This is a genomic window from Jiulongibacter sp. NS-SX5 (genome assembly GCF_052828545.1).
On record NZ_CM128248.1, the window covers coordinates 264610 to 286411 of the forward strand.

16 protein-coding genes are annotated in these 21802 nt (G+C 38.8%); 3 read left to right on the top strand and 13 right to left on the bottom strand.

The genetic code is table 11. The features are described 5' to 3' along the window. Positions 1 to 2 precede the first annotated feature (2 nt). From ACUXV0_RS01060 to ACUXV0_RS01095, 8 genes are all read right to left on the bottom strand, one after another. Entirely contained in the window at positions 3 to 3743 is a 3741-nt protein-coding gene (locus ACUXV0_RS01060; protein WP_446191202.1) for an AAA family ATPase, read from the bottom strand. After that, positions 3740 to 4987, bottom strand: a complete 1248-nt coding sequence (locus tag ACUXV0_RS01065; protein ID WP_446191203.1) for a restriction endonuclease subunit S — start codon at positions 4985 to 4987, stop codon at positions 3740 to 3742. Before ACUXV0_RS01065 ends, ACUXV0_RS01060 begins: the two co-directional genes overlap by 4 nt. Then, entirely contained in the window at positions 4987 to 7908 is a 2922-nt protein-coding gene (locus ACUXV0_RS01070; protein ID WP_446191204.1) for an N-6 DNA methylase, read from the bottom strand. Before ACUXV0_RS01070 ends, ACUXV0_RS01065 begins: the two co-directional genes overlap by 1 nt. A gap of 117 nt (positions 7909 to 8025) precedes the next feature. Then, complete coding sequence (locus tag ACUXV0_RS01075; RefSeq protein ID WP_446191205.1) at positions 8026 to 9780, bottom strand: DUF3987 domain-containing protein; 1755 nt, start codon at positions 9778 to 9780, stop codon at positions 8026 to 8028. Between the two features lie 2 nt (positions 9781 to 9782). Continuing rightward, on the bottom strand, positions 9783 to 10385 hold the full coding sequence (locus tag ACUXV0_RS01080; protein ID WP_446191206.1) for a BT4734/BF3469 family protein: 603 nt from the start codon (positions 10383 to 10385) through the stop codon (positions 9783 to 9785). After that, positions 10378 to 10665 carry a helix-turn-helix domain-containing protein gene (locus tag ACUXV0_RS01085; RefSeq protein ID WP_446191207.1) on the bottom strand — a complete coding sequence of 96 codons (288 nt, stop codon included), beginning with the start codon at positions 10663 to 10665 and terminating at the stop codon, positions 10378 to 10380. The genes ACUXV0_RS01080 and ACUXV0_RS01085 overlap by 8 nt, the downstream gene beginning before the upstream one ends. Next, a complete protein-coding gene (locus ACUXV0_RS01090; RefSeq protein ID WP_446191208.1) occupies positions 10662 to 10961 on the bottom strand; it encodes a helix-turn-helix transcriptional regulator in 300 nt (99 codons plus the stop codon). The genes ACUXV0_RS01085 and ACUXV0_RS01090 overlap by 4 nt, the downstream gene beginning before the upstream one ends. Positions 10962 to 11170: 209 nt before the next feature. Further along, the gene (locus tag ACUXV0_RS01095) at positions 11171 to 12208 is read right to left on the bottom strand and encodes a hypothetical protein (protein WP_446191209.1); all 1038 of its coding nucleotides are present in this window, start codon (positions 12206 to 12208) and stop codon (positions 11171 to 11173) included. A 138-nt stretch (positions 12209 to 12346) separates the two neighbouring features. On the opposite strand from ACUXV0_RS01095, the gene ACUXV0_RS01100 reads away from it, so the two are divergent. After that, complete coding sequence (locus tag ACUXV0_RS01100) at positions 12347 to 13324, top strand: hypothetical protein (RefSeq protein WP_446191210.1); 978 nt, start codon at positions 12347 to 12349, stop codon at positions 13322 to 13324. A 4-nt stretch (positions 13325 to 13328) separates the two neighbouring features. Here ACUXV0_RS01100 and ACUXV0_RS01105 read toward each other — a convergent pair whose 3' ends face one another. Continuing rightward, positions 13329 to 14558, bottom strand: a complete 1230-nt coding sequence (locus tag ACUXV0_RS01105) for a tyrosine-type recombinase/integrase (RefSeq protein ID WP_446191211.1) — start codon at positions 14556 to 14558, stop codon at positions 13329 to 13331. Positions 14559 to 14865: 307 nt separating this feature from the next. Here ACUXV0_RS01105 and ACUXV0_RS01110 point away from each other — a divergent pair, with 307 nt between their 5' ends. Both ACUXV0_RS01110 and ACUXV0_RS01115 read left to right on the top strand, forming a co-directional pair. Continuing rightward, positions 14866 to 15204 (top strand): L-rhamnose mutarotase, encoded by a 339-nt coding sequence (locus ACUXV0_RS01110; RefSeq protein ID WP_446191212.1) that lies wholly within the window; start codon positions 14866 to 14868, stop codon positions 15202 to 15204. A gap of 87 nt (positions 15205 to 15291) precedes the next feature. Next, positions 15292 to 16164 carry an AraC family transcriptional regulator gene (locus ACUXV0_RS01115; protein ID WP_446191213.1) on the top strand — a complete coding sequence of 291 codons (873 nt, stop codon included), beginning with the start codon at positions 15292 to 15294 and terminating at the stop codon, positions 16162 to 16164. A gap of 113 nt (positions 16165 to 16277) precedes the next feature. Here the strand turns inward: ACUXV0_RS01115 and ACUXV0_RS01120 are convergent, their stop codons facing one another. The 4 genes from ACUXV0_RS01120 to hemL form a co-directional block, all read right to left on the bottom strand. After that, complete coding sequence (locus tag ACUXV0_RS01120) at positions 16278 to 17495, bottom strand: WG repeat-containing protein (protein ID WP_446191214.1); 1218 nt, start codon at positions 17493 to 17495, stop codon at positions 16278 to 16280. Between the two features lie 189 nt (positions 17496 to 17684). Beyond that, a complete protein-coding gene (locus ACUXV0_RS01125; RefSeq protein WP_446191215.1) occupies positions 17685 to 19451 on the bottom strand; it encodes an ABC transporter ATP-binding protein in 1767 nt (588 codons plus the stop codon). A gap of 83 nt (positions 19452 to 19534) precedes the next feature. Next, the gene (locus tag ACUXV0_RS01130) at positions 19535 to 20512 is read right to left on the bottom strand and encodes a glycosyltransferase (protein WP_446191216.1); all 978 of its coding nucleotides are present in this window, start codon (positions 20510 to 20512) and stop codon (positions 19535 to 19537) included. 1 nt (position 20513) lies between these two features. Then, on the bottom strand, positions 20514 to 21800 hold the full coding sequence (hemL, locus tag ACUXV0_RS01135) for a glutamate-1-semialdehyde 2,1-aminomutase (protein ID WP_446191217.1): 1287 nt from the start codon (positions 21798 to 21800) through the stop codon (positions 20514 to 20516). Positions 21801 to 21802: the final 2 nt, after the last annotated feature.

Consider the following 21802-nt stretch of genomic DNA (forward strand, 5'->3'; position numbering starts at 1 on the left):
TCTTAGTTCTTTAGTGTTTTGGCAATAATCTCGTCTATCTCTTTTACAGAAATAGCTCCTCTGATACTGCCGTCCTGAATTTCGTGTGCTTTGTCTTCAGTGACTATTAATGTACCGTTAGGGCCACCTTCTTCAAGGATGTCATTGTCTTTATACCACTGGTATTTTTCTTCCCACCGTGCTTTATATTCTTCATCGAACAGCATCCCACAATGCTCCCAATAATACACCTCACCAGAGTCTTCATTTTCAATAGTGAAATCAGGTAGTTTTTCTACTTCTTTTATGATTAATTTCTTTTCGTAAAGTGGATTCAGGTTGTTATCTAATAATCTCTGATAGATCAATAATTCACTTTTAGACCTCAGCATCTTGCCATCACTGGCTTGATGAATTAGGTTTTTCTCCAAGTAGTTACCTTCTACCTCTACTAATTCTGGTTTGGCGAATAGATTGGTTATTCTTCTAAGGGTATCAGATTTTAAGGGTGAGGCTAATTCTTTGATGTCAAACACATTGCCTTGAAAAAGAAGTATCACCTTAACTTTTTGCCTTGTCAAAGAAGTGTACAACATTTCTCTGGACAATAAAAAACAAGGGTTTGGAACAATAAGGAATACTTTACCAAATTCACTTCCTTGTGCTTTGTGAACTGTCAGGGCATATGCTAATTCTAAAGGGTTGTTTCCTTCTTCTGCGAACTCCCACGATTTGAAAGAATATTTATATCCTTTTTGAGAAGTAAACTCAATTTCGGTATTCTTCGGTTTCCCTTCAAAGGTCATTCGCTTGGTCTTAAATTGACCTATAACCATTCCTATTTCGCCATTAGCGACATAATTTAAAGCCCCATCTTGTGGATAAACATCTTTTTGGTTTCTTCGAGAATTTAAGAGATTGATGACTTTATCACCGTATACTATTTCTTCTAAACCTATAGGAACTGGTATTTTTCCATATCGGCTTCTGGCGTAAGAGACTTTATCTTCTCTGAAGAGTTTATGAATTTTTCGGTTTATCGCTTTAACACCAAATACCTTTTCTCTTACTGGGGACAATATTTGCCAAGATTCAGCTACTTTGGCCGCTTCTTTAAAATTAAAATACCTACCATCTGTAGAGCCTAAAGATTGATTGAATGCTTGAACATCTTCTATAGAATCCAAGCCCAATTCTTCAACTAATACGTTTTCAAATAAAGTATCAAAATCAGATTCATTTTCCCAATGTTCTACCCTCAGGTATTGAGAATTAGGTGTAGTCAGAATTTGATTAATGATACTATCCGCTCCTGGTTCTAATGCTTCACCACTAAACCATTCGGCTAATTGTAAATCTTCTCTCTTGGCTCCGCCTTGTCTTCTTTTGATGGTCAATTCCGCATAACCTATACCTGTACGAGGGAAAGCCGTATCAATACCTTCAGGCTTTAAAAATTGTATGATGTCTACAAATGGCCTGCCAGCTCCTATGGGTGGCAATTGTCTGTGGTCGCCTACTAAAATGAAACGTTTTACACCTTTGATGCAATCCATTGTGGTAGCTAACATTTCTTCGGTGAGCATAGAGGCTTCATCTAAGATGACGGTTTCATATAAGCCTTCACAATACTGGTCGGAGAATACATATTGCTGTATTTCGCCATTGTATCTATGGTAAGAAGAAAGAAATTGAGCCAATGTCTTGGCAGTCACTTTCAAATCTTTGGCGACTTCTTCCATCCGCACCCTTGCCTTTCCCGTAGGAGCTAATAAGAGTACACCTTTGGTCTCGACCTCTTCTTGGCTTGCCAGTATGGTGAGTAAGGTGGTTTTTCCCGTACCTGCTGGACCAATCAAAACTGAGAAACGACTTTCTGCTATTTCCTTTAAGGCTGCGGCTTTTTCTTTTCGGGCTTTTTGCTCTTGGCTGTCAGGTTTTCCTTCTGTAAAAGGGTCTAAAGCAGTAGCTAAGAGTTTTGCCCAATTGGCAGCTAATGGTAAGCGTTTTCCATTTACTCTATCACTTACTTTTTGGTTGATAACGGCTCTCGCTTTTGCCAATCTTGATAATTGATAGGCACGTTCACCAGAAAGCATTTCTTCCAAGATTATGGCATTGTCAAATTCATCTTCGGCTAACTCGTAGTAATCGCTATTTACAGGACACAAAGGGGTAATAGCTAATTCCCGTATCTGATTAATCAACTGTTTTCGTGGTAACAAACTATGCCCTGAAAGGGCTGCCCATTCTAACTGCTGTATGGTTAATGCTCTGATGCGGAAAGAATGCAATGGGTCATCAAACACAAGACCTGTAGGCAATATATCCTCAGGTGGATGTTTAATGTATAAGCCTAAATCAATCGTGCTTAACGCAATAGGAGATAGCGTAAAACGTAAATCTTCGTAGAGTAGATAAGGGTTAGTTAAGTATTCAGCGTCTTGCCGTTCTATGCCCAGTTTTTCTCGTTCTTCTTGAACAAAGAGTTGGGTGGCTTGCTCTATACTTAAATCAAATCGACTTAATAGATGCAAGAATTGGATACGAGTAGGGGTTGCTTTTTCTCGGAGTCCTTGGTATAGCTTTTTAGCATTAAATGGAATTAAAGCTGCCACTGCTTCAGATAATATACCTTCGGGATTATCTAAGCCTTGCTCAAACAGCGTCCAAGGGTTTTGTTCTTCTTCTAATTGATTGATGATTTCGGCAGCTACAAAATGTCCTTTTTCTATGCCAAAGGCACAAAGAGCTGCTCCCATACCCGGATACACACCTCTTAGTTTTTCTAATTTGGCTATTTCATTATGTATCCATTGAATGCTTTGTTGGTGGTTTTCTCCAATGCCTAATTTCTCCGCTTCTTCAAGGGAATGTATGCAGTCTAATAATACTCGTATGGCACTATCATTACTCACGTGTTCGGTAGCATAGGAAAACTCAAACTGCTTATCTGAGGGTACAACTACGGCTAATTCAGCAGGGTCAAACTCTGGATGCTCCTTTTGGTATTCAAGGGCTTGATGATAGGGCAAAATGAACCCATCTTTATTATCCTGCCTGATGGAGTGCAATATCATATGCTCCCAATAGGCCGCTCCAAATCGTTTATTGCTGCCTTCATAGGCTTCTGAAGAGATGATTTTTTTGATACGTCCTACACCTGCCAATACCCTGCCTGATTCTTCTACGAAAGGTACTTGCTTTGCATAGAAAAAGACCAAAGAGCTATCTGCTTGCAGATGCTCGAAAAAGCAATTGAGTAGTGCTTTTTGATTGTGGATTTCTTGTACCCAGCCTCTATCCTTATTTTTCTCCCAGTTTAAATCTGGCTCAATTGATTCATCAAAGTTTAGATCAAATCTATTTGCTAATTCACGAGCATTCTCTTTTCGCATCCAATAAAAAGGAACGCCAGGTGCTGAGTATGGTGGAAAGTTTACCCTTGTTGGTTTTAGATGACCATGAGTTTCGGACGATTTCTCTGAATAAGGATGCGTTAAGGTTTTATGGATAGCAAAAGGGGCCATAAAGGTAGCTCGCTCGCCGATACATACGGGATAATCTTTTTCCTCAAGGTTGCTGAGTAATTCTCCAGCTAAGCTTTGTTCTTTTTCATCGTTACGGTTGAGGGCACAATTTTTCAAGATAAGGCAAGCTCCATTGGCTTTGGGGTTGGAGCATACTGAGCCATTCCAGGCATTATCGTGCCAGGGTACTCTTATGGATAAATGCTTTAGACTGTATCTTGGATTATGCTTCATACACTTGCTGTTTCTTTAATGAGATGATTGACCCTTACCTTACCACTCAGCAAGTCTTGCATTAAGCCTGTTTTGAGGGATTGGAGTTTGGATAACTCAATCTTAAAGGTTCTTAAAGTCATATCGACTTTAGTAATCATATTTCCTATAGCTCTTTGTTCAAGAGGATTAGGAACTGCAACTTTTAATTCGCGAAATTGAATTATATTCAAATGACCTACAGTAGAACCAACTTTCGCACCTAAAAGGGTATCCTGTGTTGGTTTGTTACGGAGCAACCATAACAAATAATTAGATTCAAGCTTTTCTAAGTTCGGTTGTAGTACAATGATACTTTCATATATACTAAACTCTCTATCTGTATCTACTAAGGCACAAATTCCCAGAGTGCCAGATTTAGTTATCAAAACGTCACCCTTTTTAGCTTTTCGATGCTTAGTTAATTTTCTATGCTGCTTTTCAGAAATTGACAACACATTTTTAAAAGATAAGACACCATCATTTACATCCGTTGCCCTAATTAAAGGGAACCCTTCAGACTCAACATAATCAACTTTTGAGGTTAAACCTAAAAAAATATCACTGCACAAATCTGATACTACCGACCATTCCCACTCCTTCGGAATCCTGCCCAAAGGGCTGTCTTTAAACTCGTGAGTCTCTTCACTACGGATGTTTCCGTTCTCGTCTATACCCTTGGTGAGCAAGTCTTGCATTAGCCCCGTTTTAATGCGGGTATATTTAGCAATAAGCTGCTCAGTTTGGGACATGGCTTCATCTACCTTAGAAAGGATGGTGGCGATTTGGGTTTGTTCCTTGTAAGGGGGCAGAACTATCTTTTTTTTGCTAAACTCCGAAATCCATCTCCTCTTATGGTCTCCACCTGTTTCAATAATTTTAGATTTAATAATAAACCCAAACAAGACCCTAATATCTAATTCCTTAGGGAATTTAGGTTTCAGGAACTTCATTGCAGAAGATTTCACCTTAAATGGAAAATCAACATATTTACTATCTGTGGTAAAGTCATCAAAAATAATTACAGGTGTGTTTTTGTAAACATTGTGATGCTCTGTAGTATAACCAAGCAGAAAAGATTTTCCAGCTGTCAATACAGGAATTCCAGAATCATTATTGTATTCTGTTGAGTCCACAGTGTAATTATAGGGTTGTTCATAATCAACTATATCAGCCAAACGAAACTCCGACCACCCTTGGGGAATATGTACTTGCCTGTTTTCCATTAGCTGAGGTAGTTTAGTTGGGTGAGAAAATCATTGAGTTCAGCCATCGTTTCCTCACGTTTCAGTTCTATGGCTTGGGCAGAAGTGTGGTATTTGTCAAATAGGTTGTTGTAAGCATTGACCAGTACTCGCTTTTCAGCATTGAGGTAGCGTTGGAGTTGGTTGTTGATAATATCAAAGTGTTTTTTGAGGATTAAGCGTTTGCATTCTTCCGTAGTAATTTGCCCACCAATAGCCGTGAGTAACTCATCAATGCTATCCAGTTTGTCCTGTATGATAATAGTGTCCTTTACTCGTGCATTGTAGCTACGGGTTAGGGTCTTAAACTCTGCTTTTACATTGAGTACTTGTTGTAATAGTTCTGGACGGTTATTGGCTTTTTTGAGTTCTTTTTCAAAAGCAGTTACAGATTTTTTAATCTTATCGTAGTCAGTGGTGTCTTTTAATTCGTCCTTAAAATCTGCTATATGATTTTGTATGCTTTCATCCCAGTCTGCTATTTCATCTAGGGCAGCTTTCAGTAGCTTTTCAAACTCCGCTTTTACGTCTTTACTCCCATACCGTTTTAACTCCAGCTTTAGATTGAGTTCTGCCGTTTTTTCCTTGGTTTGGTCTTTACAACTTTTTATTTCTTTTTCGAGCTTCTTTATTTTTTTGTCTTGTTCCTGGTAGGGTTTAGCTGCTTCGACATTTTGTTTTTCATCTACCCAATAGGCGATTTCTGCCTTGAGCTGGTCTTTTGCCAGTTTAGGCGTTTGCTTTACTTCACCTTCTTCTTCATCGGGTTCGTATTCCACCAGATTCAGAGCTTCCTCTACAGCTTCTTCCAACTGGCTTTCAAAATCAGATTGTTTAATTTCAATGGCTTCCAGTTCTTCTTTTTCACTTTTAAAGAAGGCTTCTATCAAATAATCATCTGCTAATAAATCTACATCCCAGCCATTTTGCATAATGGTTTTGAGGTCGTACTTGATATTGTCCCACCAGTTTACAAAAACCCCTGCTACTTGGTATTGATCTAATATGCCTACAGGCACAAACTTTTCTTTCAAAGAGTTGAGCAACTCTTTTCTTACTCTTGGGAATTTATCGCCAGATAAACGTACATAGTTAGAAATGCCTTCGGCTACTATGTTGTCGTCTGCAGGTTCTGCTTCTGGCTCTATTTTAGGAGCCAGGGTAGAAAAATCTTCTTTAGCTTCTTGCCACCAATCGGCTAAGTGAATACCCAGTTGTGTTAAAACTGCTTCTACATTGCCATCATTTTCTATATGCTCCTTGATGGCAGCTTTATCAGAGATAGCAAAGTGTTTGTACTGGTCGTTATGAGCTTGAAACAACTGCATTCCATCATAATTGAACTTATGGGCTTGCACTTCTTGTACATTCTCAATTTCAGGAATGGGAATACCACCGATTAGGTGAGCTTTTACATCTTCGGGTTCAGGCAGTGGTGTATTATCTACATATCTTCTGATGTTTAGTGTCCAATCGTTTTCTTCAATGCTTATTTTCCCATCGTCTTGTTTGAAAACATCAATTAGTTGGGAGTAATTCTTTTCTTCAATTTTGTTGGTAAACACATAGTCTATTTTCTCTACATCCTCTGGTCTCAGTGTATTCTGTTTTTTGCCTTCTGCATAATCTTTATCTGCATTGATGATAAAGACCTTGTCTTTAAGGTGGTCGGGCTTACTCTTGTTGAATACCATTATACAGGCAGGGATACCTGTACCATAAAATAATTGTGGAGGTAAGCTGATTACTGCTTCCAGTACGTCTGCTCTAAGTAGGTTTTCTCTAATCTCTTTTTCCTTACCACCTCTAAATAATACTCCGTGAGGCATTACCACCACTACCATACCTGTGGACTTACAACTCGCCAACATATGCTGTACGAACATTAAATCACCCTTTTTGCCAGACTCAGGGGCAAAACCATAGGTAAATCTATTTTGGTATTGCATTGTCGCCTTGGTATAGTTCTGCGAGAACGGAGGATTGGCAATCACTCGGTCAAATTGAATTAGTCGTCCACCGCTTTCATTTAATGGCGTATCTAAGGTGTCTCCAAACTCGATGGTATATTTAGTAATGTTGTGTAGGATGATGTTCATTTTACAGATAGCTACAACTGTAGGGTCGCTTTCTTGACCAAACAGTTCCATATCTTCGGCATTTTGTCCTTGCTCTTCGACATATTGGTGTGATTGAATGAGCATACCACCCGAACCAACCGTAGGGTCGTAGATAGACATACCTGACTTAGGTTTCATTAACTGAACCAATAGCCTTACTACCTGATTAGGTGTGTAGAACTGACCGCCTTTCTTACCACTTTCATCTGCGAAGTGTTTTAGTAGATATTCGTAAGCAGCTCCCAATAAATCTGGAAACTCAAAGTTTTCATTGACCAGTTTAGGAAACTCATTGAAGTGGTCTATCATCTTTTTTAGGTCAGCATTCTTCACGATTTGCTTTCCATCCACCTCTTTGTTGAAGTTGATACGACCTTTGAAGATACCTGCTAAGGTGTCGGCATTAGATTCTTCTACTGCATCCAAAGCCTTGTTGAGCATTTGCCCGATATTGCTTTGTAAATGCTTTATGGGTGGTTGTTGATTGCCGTTTTCATCTGTGAAGCCCTCATTCCATCGTGCTCGTTGTGGTACAAAGAAGGTGTCTCCGTAAGTGTCTTTATCTTCAAGGATTTCGGTTAAGGTTTCAGCATCCAAGTGGCTGTAATCCTTTTTTTTAAGCTTTTCTCTTTTCTGGTCAAACACGTCTGACATTCTTTTGAGGAATAGCATACCAAAGATGAACTCCTTGTATTCGGCAGCATCCATCTTTCCTCTAAGTATGTCAGCAGCTTTCATAAGAAAGCTCTCCAGCTGTGATAATTTTATCTTGTCTTTATTCATTTGCTTGAAGTTTTGAAAATCTTCTAGGATTTGCTTTAACTATTTACGTGGTCGTGGTGTCTTTTAAATTATGAAGTACGAAAAAGGTGATTTTAGGGTCAAAGGCAAAGGAATATTTCAAGTTTTCAAATAGGAATCCTTGACTTCCCGATGTACCAAAGCCCCATCTACAAACCGGGTGATATAACTTTCTGCCGTCTTCTCTTTGATGCCTAGCTCACTAGCCACTTCCAGATACTTTTGGCGGTTAAATTTGGCGGGAAGGGCCTCATAGAATTGCTCACGCTTATTTTGGCGTTTTTGTGGTTTCTGTGTTGCAGGCAATTGATTCAGCACATAGCTGGAATGAATCAAAAGCGTTCCGGCAATGGATAAAGCGGTTTCAAAATCGGCTTGTTCGCAGGTCAAAATGCTTGGGATTTCCCCGGAATCCATAAGTCTTGTAACCGACAAAATCATGGCAAAGCGAAAGGCTATTAATCCCATTCTACGGATGACAGAAGCGTACTCTTCACCTTTTAGGTTATAATATTGCTGAAAGCTCTGTGAGAAAAACTGATTGAAAGCGATTTGCTGATCTCGGCTCAAACTAAACTGAATGGGCGGCATGGCCTGTAATTCATTATAAATTGTCTGATACTCCTTTCCGAGATCATAGAAATAGTCATCGAGGTCAACGGCATTTTCAAAATTGAAAACATCTGCCCAAACCGGCTGTAAGGTCATGTGATAGAAGATAATGCGGCTGAATAGGCCGTTCTCAGTGCCGTCAACAAGGTTTAGAATCTGCATCGGAGTACCGCAAAGAACAGCGGTAATACAAGGCTTTTCTAGCTCCACATGTTCGCGGTCGGTTTTACGGTAATACGAAATGGTCTCGTGGTGAAACGCTTTTCTAAAGCCATCGGAGTAATTGCCGTAATCGCTTTTGAGGGTATTTGCAAGTGTATCGCCTTCAGTTTCAAAAAGTAAACCTCTTCCTTCATTATCACTCAGTAATTGAAAGAAACCTGCAGAGCTGCTGTTTGCCGGAATGAACAGTAGTTTCATTGGAGGCTGAGAAGGTTTTTCCAGGTCAGGCTGTGTTTTCTTATTGGCGTTATAATTTGACAATTCCAGCTCATAGGCGTTTTTGAGCTTTTTGCCGTCCTCTCTAATCTGGTCATGTATTGGTTTAACGAGCTTACGACAATGGTTTAAGCGGCCTTTACCAGCAGACGCCTGAGCAGAGATGAAAAGGAAAAGGTTTGCAAAACATTTCTGTTTATGGTAATAACCATATACCGAAGGTATAACTGAGCTGAGGGTTACCAATGAGCCTAAAAGCAGCAGGTCGCGTTCTTCGTTGGATTCTGCTACTTGAGTGGCTTTCTTTAGAAAATCCGGGAGATTGAGGAATATCTCATCTGGTAGCGTGGGTAAGCTTACGTTCTCGGTTTCGACTTTTATGGGCTTTGGTTTAGAGCTTGTGGGTTTTGAGAAAGGAGAACTGAAGCCTGGCGTTTTTACGGTAACCCCGGCATTATTTGCCAGGTAAAACAAGGTACTCAGGTTTATTCCTGAACCCTTTGCTTTGAGGCAATTATTGAATTGTTTATTGCATTCAGAAGAATCATAGTCCGGATAAAGACTGCTGACTTTCTGGTACAATTCTCTGCCATTTTCTCCAAAAGCCTCGGATAAGGCGAAACCGATATTTCTCCAATCCTCGTAAGAGGAGGTAAGATCAATTCCCTTTGAAACAATCTCAGCTATGAGGTGTTCCACTTCCTGGTATTTATCCGGTACTGCAGTATAAGTTTTTGGCTCGATAGGCTTTTTATCTGACTTAGGATTAAGCCAGTCTGCAACATTAAAAGTATCAGTATTCATAATTAATAGTGGGGATTTAGGTACAACATAGGATCATTAGGGAGAAAACAGGCACGGGATACATCTTTACCAGCACTATCGATTTGCAGGCCATAGGTCTGATTAAGGTAATTGCCAATTGCCGTGTGCCATTCCTGATGGGAGTTTTTGGCAATGTCTATTTTGATCACCCATTTAAGTCCGTCGCCAGAAGGCGAAACAAAGAGCAGCTCCGTAGGGAAATAATAATCTGACAGTAAAGTTTCCCGCACCGCTTGCACATCCGGTAAGTGATCAAAATCAAGACAGATTAGACCTGAATGCTTTAACAAACTATGGTCATTTCTGGAAGAAAAGACTCCTGAGAAAGTGACATAGGAGAATTTAGAGGCTTTGATCTTTCTCTGAATTTTCTTGTCAGAAGCTTCCCGTAATTCATGTGTTTGCTTTTTTGATTCATTTCTGATTAAGAAGAATACATCCATCAAATTGATTTCTTTTTTTGGATGAATGTTTTGAATGGGAGGTTCAAAAAAGCTGAATCTGGGAATGGTGGCGAGGTGCTCAGGTGAACGCTCATTAAACTTGGGTACTTGAGCCCAGCCCGTTAACTCTGGCTTATGCATGGTCACCTCCTTTGTTTACGTAGTTAGTATCTAATAAGGCCCGGATGTCATCAGCCTTGTAGTAGAATTTTCCATTGATGCGGCTATAAGGAAGAGTGCCGGAATCTCTCAGGTATTGTAGTGTACGCTTACTGATATGTAAGGTTTGCATTACATCCTGCCCATCAAGCCAGTTGGCCTGTAATTGTTTAACTGCTGATGTCTGAAAAGCAGACAAATAAGCTCGGAGGATTTCAATTTCCTGTCTGAGCGTTTGGAGGATTAAGGTCAATTCATTCATGACTGCCCACCTCCTTTTTTAATCTTAAAGTTTTCTGCAATAGACTCTATTTCAGTGGTGGTCTGCTGACGGTTGCTCAATAACCATTCATTCAATTCTGACCTTTTGAAATAGATTTTTTTGCCATTCGGTTTATAGAATGGAATGGTGCCGCTACTTGTTAATTTGTACAAGTGCGAGGCAGAAAGCTCCAAATAAATGGTTGCTTCTGTGAAGTTTAAAACTTCTTTCTGACTTAGGCTTTGTTCTTTAATAAGCTCCTCAAGTCTGTTTAAACGATCTAAAATCGCGTCCATAATGATTCTCAATTATGAGTGATTCAAAAGGACTTCACCGGTGTTGTCCATCCCCCTTCGTGGGGGAGCAGTACAAATTTGGCTAGCTTAGAACGGTATTAAGGGGCAAAGTTTTAGTACCAGTCTAAGTGACTGTAAATGAGGAGAAAAACAAAATATGTGGTATTAACTAAAGGTGCAAAACGGTATTAAAAGAACATAATACCATATTATGAGAGTGTGCGGAGCTGGTCAATCCAACGATAATTATCCTTAAATTCTTGAATTTGATCTTCAGTTATTTTTCGAAACTCTTGAGCAATGTTAGTACTGTACCGGTTTTCAATAAACTCACGAATTTGATTCGGAGTAACATCACCTTTGAGGCCGTAGATGTTCTTCTTGAAGTAATTCTTTTGGATGAGAATTTTAATGATTGCTGCAAGCTTACGGTTGTTCTGTTTCTTCCTGCTTTTGATAAAATTGTAATCCATGTCTATTAATCCATCTTCTTTTAAGTTTGTTTCAACGTCTGCAAACCTTCCGCGGTTACGAATGACCGAATAATTCAATTTTGAAGGTCTTGCGTTTGGAACTTCATCTTGAATAGGAATGAAATCTGTTTCTGATTTCTGAGGTTTTGAAACATTAGGCTTTTCAATACTTTCTGGAATAAACTCTTCTTTGATTTCTCTTTCTTTGATAAAGGTCTTCTCTTGTAGGGTTTCATTCAATAATTGGAGATAGATGTCTTCCAAAGTCAAAGGTTCTTGGACGATCTTATCTAGTTTCAATTGGATTTCAAGATAAAGCTGAATAAATGCCTGCTTAAGATATTGGATTATGTAGGTATTGGCTTTATGATGTGCATCCTGTGCTAAGGAGGTCTTTTTGAAATCGATATAAGAAGGAGAGAAATCAAACTCAATGATAATCCTTGATAAATCTGTAAACAGTGTTTTTAACTGCCTTTCAAGTATCGTTAAAGCTAGGTATTTCAGAACCTGCTGGTTGGTTTCTGGAAGGATTTCTTCAAAGTAGTGTTTAAGTAATTTTTGAAGCTCATTGTCAATGAACCTTTTGTAATACCGGGTCTTTGAATTAAACGGTCGTGGAAATGCATCAATTACAAATGAAGAACCACAGGTGACAGGAGCTTCTTTCAAGTCAAGTAATTGAGACTGGAAATAATCCTCAGATTTGTCTTCCTGCAACCATGGGCGGTTTTTGTCGAAAAGGATTTCTTTGAGTGTGGCGAGGGAGGTCATTGGTATGGGATATTGATAACTCTTGAATTTTTGGAGAAGTAATAACTGTCACTCCACCTCAAATATACTTATCCTAAATACGGGAAAATTCCCCTATTATGAATAGTTGAACCAGGGTAAGTTTACAAAAAAAGAACTATGAAGCCTTTAAGGATCAAAATTACTTTTGCTCTTATTGTAACCCTAGGTTTGTTGAATGCTTCCGCTCAAGAAGAGGAGGAGGTAACTAAAAAGCTAAATGAACTGAGTGAGGAAATTCAAAAGCTCACCGATAAGACTGTGAAGTTTGGAATAAGTTTGGGATACAGAGGTATGAGTGATACAAGTGCCATGAATTATATTTTGCCTAGTGTTTCTCCTTTAGACAGTTCTCTTTATTTCTCTCAGCTAGATAATGGCGGACTTATTCTTTCTACTTCGATTCTATTTAATCCCAAGTTTGATTCTGATCCAATTTCTAGACGTCTAAATCAATCAATATTTCTGCATTTGGCGGAGCATTATAAGACTCTGAAAGTTAAGGATATTTCTTTACCGGAGCAGTTTATGATACGGAATATGGCGAAATATGATCATTTTTCTTTGGAAGAAGATAAGCCTTTGAAGGATCAAGCATTTATGCCAACTGATAAAGATTACTATTCAAATGGTGAACACATGGTGGAGGCGGTATCCTATTTGCAGCTTATTAATAAATGGATTTCAAATGCTGATAAGGCTGGTAAAAAAGAGTTGCGACAACATCGTAGAGAAATACAAAAACTTGTTGCAGTTAAATTTCTAGTTGGAAATATTTTAGATAAAACAGGTATTACAGCTAATCTCAATGTACTTGAATTTTCAAGAGCTCAGCAAGAGTTAACTTTTAATAAAGCCATTGAGGGAGGGCTTGGGTTAACTTATGCCTTAAATCCAAACATACATCTTAGTGTAACAAGGGAGCACTTTTTTCACAAAGTACCTGTAAGTTATTTTAGGGAATTTGAAGGTAAAAAATTTACTCTTCCGGATGGTTCTACCTTGGTTTCAAGTAGTGAAATTGATTACAATAATCAGGACTTATTTATAAATCGCTACCTTAAAGGTGGAAGTTTTAAAGTGGTAGTGTTTTTCTGAATTTTTAAAAATCAAGCAATTTTCTTTGATAGCTCTCTTTCACCTCATCCTCAAAGCTATCTAAATAATTCTCGGTGGTGCGGAGGTCTTTGTGGCCCAGGCTTTCTGATATAAATTCAACAGGAGCTCCAGACCTTTTTAGAACAGTAGCAAAAGAGTGACGGGCTGAATAAGTGGTTAGCTTCAAATCGAGCTCCAATTTTTCACCGATTCGCTTCATGTATTTGTTGGTGGTCTTAATAAACTGTCTGGTCTTTTTGAGTTGATCTTCAGAACTGTCGTTCTTCTCAATAACACCAAAAACAAAGTCATCCTGATCGTTCGAAGGAATGCCCCATTTGTCGATAATAGTTTTAATCTCCGGCATAAGCATAACAACTATTGGTTTTGAACTTTGCTTTGTTGTTCTGGCTGTCTTGGCTCTGATGAAGGTGATTTTGCTAGAGTCAATATCTGACCATTTTAGCAGGGCAATGTCTTTCATATTGGCACCATTACAAAGATAGCTGAGCATCCAAATGTCTTTGGCTTTTTCTTCGGCTTCTGTTTGAGTGGCGTAATGAATGATTTGTTTGATCTCAGAAATCTTGAGAGCCTTTTTAATATTTCTTCCTGCCGGGATAACATATTTCCTTTTACCAAAAGGGTAGGAGTCTTTGGAAATAACATTGTCTTCAATAGCCATATTGAACATGGTCCTTAAGCTTCGAAGATAAATACCCGTACTTGTCACGCTTTTACCGGTTTCCTTCATCCAGTTTTCGTAATTCTGAAGCCATTCCGGTGTGATTTCCTGAAAAGGTAGTTTTTTCCTCTTCTTAGAATTAAAGAATGAGCGGATGCTATTGTATGAACACTTGTAGCTGTCAGCTGTTCCACTTCGTTTTTCAGATTTGAGTTTCTCGATGTAATTCTCAAAGTATTCGAAAACGTCTTTAGTCTTTGAGGGCTTTTTATTGAACCTGTTCTCAAATTCAGCAAAGGAGAAGTCTGATATTGACTTCACTATTTCATTGGCTTTGTTTTCTATCTTGGCAAAGTATAGTTGATTTTCTTTGTGTTCTCCCTTCGCTTTTATGGATTGTGATTTGAGCCAATCAATCTCGGTTAAAGAAATAGGCAAGGTATAGTGTTTCTGCTGACGGTTGAAAGTTATTCTCAATTTGACTGCGTAAGTTCCGTCTTTCTTCTGGAAACGGGAGTCAAGAATTACCTGTGTGCTTACTCTTTGCATGGTTTTAGTTGCTTCAATTACCTTATTATTTGCATACAATTTGCATACATTTTCGATAATAAACAACAGGAATAGGAAATTAAAAGCAAAATAGTTATTTGTAAAATGCTTATAATGAGATAATAAGAAAATATAGGAAAATAAGAGAAGGTAATTGATAATGACTTGTAATCAGTAGGTCGTTGGTTCGATCCCGACAGGAGGCTCAAAAAAGACCGAAACGAAAGTTTCGGTCTTTTTTTTATTCTTCTGAATTGTTCTCACTCACCTTTACCTCATCTCTCATTATTTAGTTTTAATTTCAGTTATGAGACGATACTGTTTAACCTGTGATTTGAAGGATCAACCAGAACTGATCAAAAAGTATAAGTGGTACCATGAAGAGGGGAACCTATGGCCTAGAATTAAGGAGACCATTAAAGAAGCAGGTGTGCTGGATATGCAAATCTACCTTTTTGGCAATCGAATGTTTATGATCATGGATGTGAGCGATTCCTTTTCCTTTGAGAAGCAAGCGGAGATCAATCAAGACCTAAAGGTTCAGGGGTGGGAAGAACTTATGTGGGGATTTCAGCAGCCTGTTCCAGGAGCCAAGCCTGGTGAGAAATGGGTGTTGATGGAGAAGATTTTTCAGCTGCCGGACTAAACATTTTTAATTCATTTTTGACCTGTTTTAATGTTTTTCCGTCACATATTGTAGGTTTGTGTATTCAGAAACTCCTTTGACTATACTATGAAGTACGCAGAAGCGGTTTTGGTACCAGAAACCCAAGGGAATAGTATCCATTGCAGGCTTGATCGTGACCCGCGGTTTGAAGAACTTTTGCATTATCATGATGAAATTGAAATCGTTTTGATAGATGATTCAAAAGGAGAGGCGTTTATCGGTGATCGATTTGTAGATTTCTCTTGCGGGCAGGTGTTTGTCATCGGTTCTGGTGTACCACATCGTTTTATCTTTAAGGAGTCCTCTGATAGTAAGGCTTTTGTGTTGCAGTTTCATCCAAGCTATTTCGGTGGTCATTTTATAGAAAATAAAGAAATGGCTGATCTGAAGCATTTGCTCAAACGATCTGTTCATGGACTTAAGTTCTCCAATAACGTAGATAAACCTCAATTAGAGGCGTACTTCAGAAGTATGATAGATGAGAAGGGAATGCCAAAGGTTTTGGCTCTTCTAGGTTTGTTGAATCAATTAAGTAGTTCTGAGGACGTAGAGCAGATTTCAAGTTATGGTTACGAGAAAATCTCTAATTCAACAGCCAAAGATCGACTAAATAAGGTCTATGATTATATGCTGGAAAACTACGATAAAGATGAAATAAGCCTTGAGAAGGTAGCGGCTGTGGCTAATATGAGTGTTTATAGTTTTTGCAGATACATCAAAAAGACCACGAATAAGACCTACGGGACCATTATCAATGAGCTTAGAATTGGCAAAGCCTGTAAGTTATTGGCAGAGACAGACTTAAATATAGCGGAGGTTTGTTACCAAAGTGGCTTTAATAATCTCTCGAATTTCTCCCGAATCTTTAAAAAATTGACTCACAAAACCCCTAAAGAGTACGTCAATCATCTGAAATTGAAAAAATCTTCGCCGTTTTAAATCGAAATCAATTTAAGTAAAGTTGCCCTAGCAGGGTGAGGAATAAAAAAATAGCGACCCAACAAAGTCGAGCCGCTATCCTGACAAATTGAAACTTTACTACTACTAAATCTTTACTTAACTGATGCAGTTAGCTGTCCGTTAAGAAATAACATTTTATTACGATTAACCTGAACGATGATTTTCTCAGGAACAGACTTTCTGTCAAGTTCAAGAGCCAATTCTTCGTCGCCCATTCGGTTTATAAAGTAATACGTATCTTCTATTTTCACTGAGGCAAAACCATCAGAGAAGTCTTCTGCTTTATCATATATGATAGGTACTATCACCTGACCCGTTTGGTCTACGTAACCGATTTTACCTTCTAACTGTACACGTGCTAAACCTTCTTTAAAGTCTCCCACGTGATCATAAATTGGAGTAATTATTTCTTTTCCGTTTTTATCCATAAAACCCCAAAGCTCGTTTCTACTGAATGCGTAAAGGTTTTCAGAGGCCTGAAACAGATGTGAGACACCCTCTACTCTGATTTTACCTTTCTTACTGACGATACCAAACTTTCCGTTTATAGTGAATAAGGCATGACCATCTTCAAATGCAGAAATATTGTCAAACTTTTTCTTTGAGAACACTTTCCCTTCGGTATCAATTGCTTGAGTTTGTCCGTTAGATCTTACTGTGGCCATTCCTTCCTTGAAATTTGATACCTGTTCGTAAGTACATTCAATCTTGATATCGCCTTTCTCGTCAATAAATCCCCACTTACCATTTTTTCTAACTGGTGCTAAGCCTTCAGTGAAACTTAAAGCAAAATCAAATTGAGGAGAAATGACTACCTCACCTGCAGTATTGATATAACCTGATTTGCCATTTTGAGTAACTACTGCAAGACCGTTTACAAATGAAGTTGCTGTTTCATACGTGGCTGGGATAATTTCCTCACCACTTGTATTAAGGAACCCAAACTTATTATTCTTTCTAAAGACAGCTCTGTTATCTTCGAATGGCTCTATATAGTCATATGTTGGCTCTAATAGCGTTTTACCACTTTTTAAGATGATACCATACTTATTATCCTCTTTTACAATGGCAAAGCCATTTGTAAAGTCTGATGCATATTGATAATTACAAGCTATAATGAGAATGCCTTCCTTATTCAGATAACCAAATTTGTTATTGATCTTAATTTTAGCCAGGCCATCATGAAATGAATATCCCGCATTGAATGTAGAGAGTGGCAAATTCCCGGTGTCAGCCATTGATACTTGTGCTACCATCATCATGATGAAAGCCAGTATAGTAGTTTTAGTTTTGGTCAAAGTAACTGTCATGTAAGTTTCGTTTACATGAACTATTTATCCAAAAGGTGTGCCAAACTTTATTCGGTCTGCTTGATTTTGAATATTATTTTGGGAATTTGTGACGAATTTAAATATTAAATGTACGAATAGGAATAGCTTCGTGATAATGTAACCGCTTAATAACAAATGGGTTATGTGTGTGTTGTCGGATTGCTAAAACTATGCCAGAGTTGCTTGATATTGCATCTCGTACAAATTTGAATAATAGCCCTTGGCTTCCAAAAGCTGTTCATGGTTTCCAGATTCTACAATTTTTCCTGAGTTTATTACAATTATCTTGTCCGCTTTTTGGATAGTACTCAGCCTGTGTGCAATGACAATTGCCGTTCTGCCATTCATAAGTTTAGAAATGGCATTTTGTATAAGTTCCTCAGATTCAGTATCTACCGATGAAGTAGCTTCGTCAAGTACAATGATATTAGGGTTCTGAACCATGGCTCTCACAAAAGAAATGAGCTGTCTCTGGCCTACAGAGAGTGTGGTTCCTCTTTCCATTACATTATATTCATAATTTCCGGGTAGCTGCATGATAAATTCATGTATGCCTACCATTTTAGCCGCTTCTATAATTTGATTATCGGTAATTGAAGTGTCTCCTAAAGTGATATTATTCCTAATTGTATCAGAAAATAAAAAGACGTCTTGCAGTACCATGCCTATTTGCTGACGCAAATGAAACTTATCATACTCTTGAATATCTTTTTGATCAATCAAAATTTGACCGTCATTGATCTCATAGAATCTGGTCAAAAGATTAATGATGGAGCTTTTGCCGGCACCTGTAGCCCCAACAAAGGCAATTGTTTCCCCAATATTCGCTTTGAAAGAAATATTTTTGAGAACGTAGTTATCATCTATATATGCGAAAGAGACATCCTTAAACTCCACTTCACCTTTTAAACCGGCTTCTAGTTTTCCATTATTTGGAATAATTTCTTCACTATCAAGAACTTTGATGATCCTGTCTGTGCTTACAATACCCATTTGAAGGGTATTTACTCTATCAGCAATCATCCGAATCGGTCTGAAAAACTGATTGATAAACATGATAAAGGCTGTAATGGTACCGAAAGTGACATCCATCTCGGGATCAATAATTTGCTTTGCACCATACCACACCACCAGACCAGTTCCTAAGGCTGAAATTACCTCGGCCACTGGGTAGTAAATAGAATAGTAGAGTATTGACCTGATATTGGCATGACGATGCTTCTTATTTATCTCCACAAACTTCCTGTAGGATATATCCTCAGAATTGAAAATTTGCACCAGATTCATCCCCGTAATTTGTTCCTGAACAAAGCTATTTAGGTTAGAAACAGCATTCCTGACATGGTTGAAAGACTTCTTGACCTTCTCTTTAAAGATATAGGTGGCTAAAAGCATTAAGGGAATTGTACTCAGGCTAATTAATGATAGTCGCCAGTCGGTGTAAAACATAACACTGATGATGAGCACCAATTGAAGTATATCCCCTGCAATAGCCGCAAAGCCTGAGCTGAATACATTGGAGAGGGTTTCAATATCTGAGATAGTACGAGTTACCAGTCTACCAATGGGAGTTTGGTCAAAAAACGACAGCTTCAAGCTCATCACTTTATCGTAAAGCTGAATTCTAATGTCGCGAATGATGCTTTGCCCTAGCCAGCCTGCCAGGTATGTATTGAAAAAAGCGAGTAGGGAGGTGGCAAACAAAACGGAGATCATAATGATCAACATTTTGGTTAGGCCTTGTTGATCTCCCTGACTAATGGGGCCGTCAATGGTGTATTTAATCAGAAGAGGTAAAACGGGCGACAAACCGGCACCTATTAAAATAATGACCACCAGTAAAATAAACTTCGACTGATATGGTCCTATAAAAGTGAGTAATCTCTTTAAGACTGCTCTATCGAAAATTTTACCGCTTACTTTTTCTTCTTTCAATGTATGCTACTTAACCCTTGTAAAACCCTAACTAATTGAAAAATGTTCTCCATAAACCAGAGAACCAAGATGCCCACCCGAATTTACGATTTCTCCTGCAGACGTAAACCTTTTCCTGCTTCCTCTATAAAGCCGAGACCGTAAGCAAACAGCTGAATAAAACATGCCGGAACACTCAAAAGTGCCACCCAGAGGGATTTGCTTTGTCTCAGGCTATCGATAAAAATCAATGAGAAGTAGGCTACTAAGAGTAGGTATGAAATATTGAATAGTTGCTTAGCAAATAAATAAGTGAACGGAAGGCTTAAGATAAAGAGAGTAAACGCCATGGGGAAGGCGTGTACAAGCTTCAGCTGTTCAGGGAAAAAGCGAGTGATATTAATCCGTGCCCTGCCAAAGAAATGGAGTTGTTTAAAAAACTGTTTGAAAGAGGTTCTTCTTTTATGATAGATGTACGCGTCTTCAATAAATCCAACCTTAAAACCAGCTTTGATAATTCGGTGGCTAAATTCAATATCCTCACCCATGCGAGTGATTTTATATCCACCTACTTTTTCCCAAACAGCTCGACTCAGGCCAAAATTGAAACTTCTGGGGGTGTATTTTCCACCCATATTTTTCTTTTTTCCTCTGATGCCACCCGTGGTAAAAAGTGAAGTCATGGCGTAATTCACTGCTTTCTGGATAGGAGTGAAGCTGTGGTGAGCTTTGTCTGGTCCTCCAAATGCATCCAATTTTTCACTTTTAATGGCTTGGTCTGCCTGTTCAAAATAGTCTTCAGGCAAAATAGCGTCAGAATCTAACTGGACAAAATAGTCTGAAGTGGCTTTCTTAAATCCTACATTTCTGGAAAAGCCCTGACCACTGTTTTCTTTAAAGAAATAATGAATACTTAACTGATCAGAGTATTTCTGGCAAATTTCTTCACAAGTTTCTGTGGAGCCATCTTCTATAATTACAACCTCAAAATCAGTAAAAGTTTGGCGTGTCAAACTTTCTAACAGCTCATCTACTTCGGCAGGTCTGTTATAAACGGGAGTAATGACACTGTAAGCCGGCATCTTAATGTATCTCTTTTAAGCTTTCCTTATGAGCTTTAAGAATATGCTTCATCTGCTTTGGCTTTAAAGCCACGGATAAGAAAAGACTCTCATACTGCGAAGGAGCCAGATAAACACCTTTTTTGAGCATAGCCTGGAAGTATTTTCCAAACAATTCAGTATTGGTAGTTTTCGCCGTTTCCAGATCAGTTACTTTTTTATCTGTAAAGAACAGGCTGTACATAGACCCGATGTGATTGATGGTATAAGGTAGATCCAGCTTTTTAACAGCCTTCTCAATTTCACCCACCAGTTCATCGCCTATCTCATCAAGCTTTTGATAAATACCTGGATTTTCTTGTATGTGTTTGAGCATGGCATAACCGGCGGCCATGGCCATCGGATTACCCGAAAGTGTACCAGCCTGGTAAACAGGACCCGCCGGACTAACAAATTCCATGATTTCAGCTTTGCCACCGTAGGCTCCTACAGGCATTCCACCTCCGATAATTTTGCCTAAGGTGGTCATGTCTGGCGTAACTCCAAAACGCTCTTGAGCACCTCCTGCAGCCAGTCTGAAGCCAGTCATTACCTCATCGAATATCAAGACGATTTTTTCATCATCACAGATTTTTCTCAGTCCTTCCAGATAACCAAATTGTGGTAGTACACAGCCCATGTTTCCAACAACCGGTTCAAGAATTATAGCGGCTATTTCGCCTTTATTGGCTTCTACCAACTTCTTGACAGCATCTAAATCATTATAAGGAGCCAGAAGGGTGTCTTTAGCTGTACCTTTCGTTACTCCAGGGCTATCGGGCTCGCCCATAGTGATAGCTCCACTTCCTGCTGAAATCAAGAAAGAGTCGCCATGACCATGGTAACATCCTTCAAACTTGATAATCTTATCTCGCCCTGTATATCCTCTGGCTACACGAATGGCAGACATCGTGGCCTCTGTTCCTGAGTTGACCATTCTGACCTTCTCTACAGAGGGTACCATCTCCGTGATGATTTTGGCCATATCTACTTCTAGTGCTGTAGGAGCACCAAAAGAAAAGGAATTCTTCAGAGTTTTCTTGACTTCTTTCTCTACCGGTCCAAAAGCATGCCCCAAGATCATCGGTCCCCAGGAGTTGATCATGTCGATGTATTCATTACCATCCACATCATACAGGTATGCTCCTTTGGCTCTTTCAATAAATAGAGGATTGCCACCTACGGCCTTGAAAGCTCTAACAGGAGAGTTTACTCCACCCGGAATGTATTTTTGAGCTTTGCTAAATAGTTCTGCACTTTTCTTTCCCACAG

What these genes read in the sequence shown, in the direction of transcription:
- ACUXV0_RS01075 (WP_446191205.1), bottom strand. Translation starts at nt 9,780, where the DNA reads ATGAATACTGATACTTTTAATGTTGCAGACTGGCTTAATCCTAAGTCA.
- ACUXV0_RS01100 (WP_446191210.1), top strand. Translation starts at nt 12,347, where the DNA reads ATGAAGCCTTTAAGGATCAAAATTACTTTTGCTCTTATTGTAACCCTA.
- ACUXV0_RS01070 (WP_446191204.1), bottom strand. Translation starts at nt 7,908, where the DNA reads ATGAATAAAGACAAGATAAAATTATCACAGCTGGAGAGCTTTCTTATG.
- ACUXV0_RS01065 (WP_446191203.1), bottom strand. Translation starts at nt 4,987, where the DNA reads ATGGAAAACAGGCAAGTACATATTCCCCAAGGGTGGTCGGAGTTTCGT.
- ACUXV0_RS01095 (WP_446191209.1), bottom strand. Translation starts at nt 12,208, where the DNA reads ATGACCTCCCTCGCCACACTCAAAGAAATCCTTTTCGACAAAAACCGC.
- ACUXV0_RS01060 (WP_446191202.1), bottom strand. Translation starts at nt 3,743, where the DNA reads ATGAAGCATAATCCAAGATACAGTCTAAAGCATTTATCCATAAGAGTA.
- ACUXV0_RS01105 (WP_446191211.1), bottom strand. Translation starts at nt 14,558, where the DNA reads ATGCAAAGAGTAAGCACACAGGTAATTCTTGACTCCCGTTTCCAGAAG.
- ACUXV0_RS01110 (WP_446191212.1), top strand. Translation starts at nt 14,866, where the DNA reads ATGAGACGATACTGTTTAACCTGTGATTTGAAGGATCAACCAGAACTG.
- ACUXV0_RS01085 (WP_446191207.1), bottom strand. Translation starts at nt 10,665, where the DNA reads ATGAATGAATTGACCTTAATCCTCCAAACGCTCAGACAGGAAATTGAA.
- ACUXV0_RS01130 (WP_446191216.1), bottom strand. Translation starts at nt 20,512, where the DNA reads ATGCCGGCTTACAGTGTCATTACTCCCGTTTATAACAGACCTGCCGAA.
- ACUXV0_RS01080 (WP_446191206.1), bottom strand. Translation starts at nt 10,385, where the DNA reads ATGCATAAGCCAGAGTTAACGGGCTGGGCTCAAGTACCCAAGTTTAAT.
- ACUXV0_RS01120 (WP_446191214.1), bottom strand. Translation starts at nt 17,495, where the DNA reads ATGACAGTTACTTTGACCAAAACTAAAACTACTATACTGGCTTTCATC.
- ACUXV0_RS01090 (WP_446191208.1), bottom strand. Translation starts at nt 10,961, where the DNA reads ATGGACGCGATTTTAGATCGTTTAAACAGACTTGAGGAGCTTATTAAA.
- ACUXV0_RS01115 (WP_446191213.1), top strand. Translation starts at nt 15,292, where the DNA reads ATGAAGTACGCAGAAGCGGTTTTGGTACCAGAAACCCAAGGGAATAGT.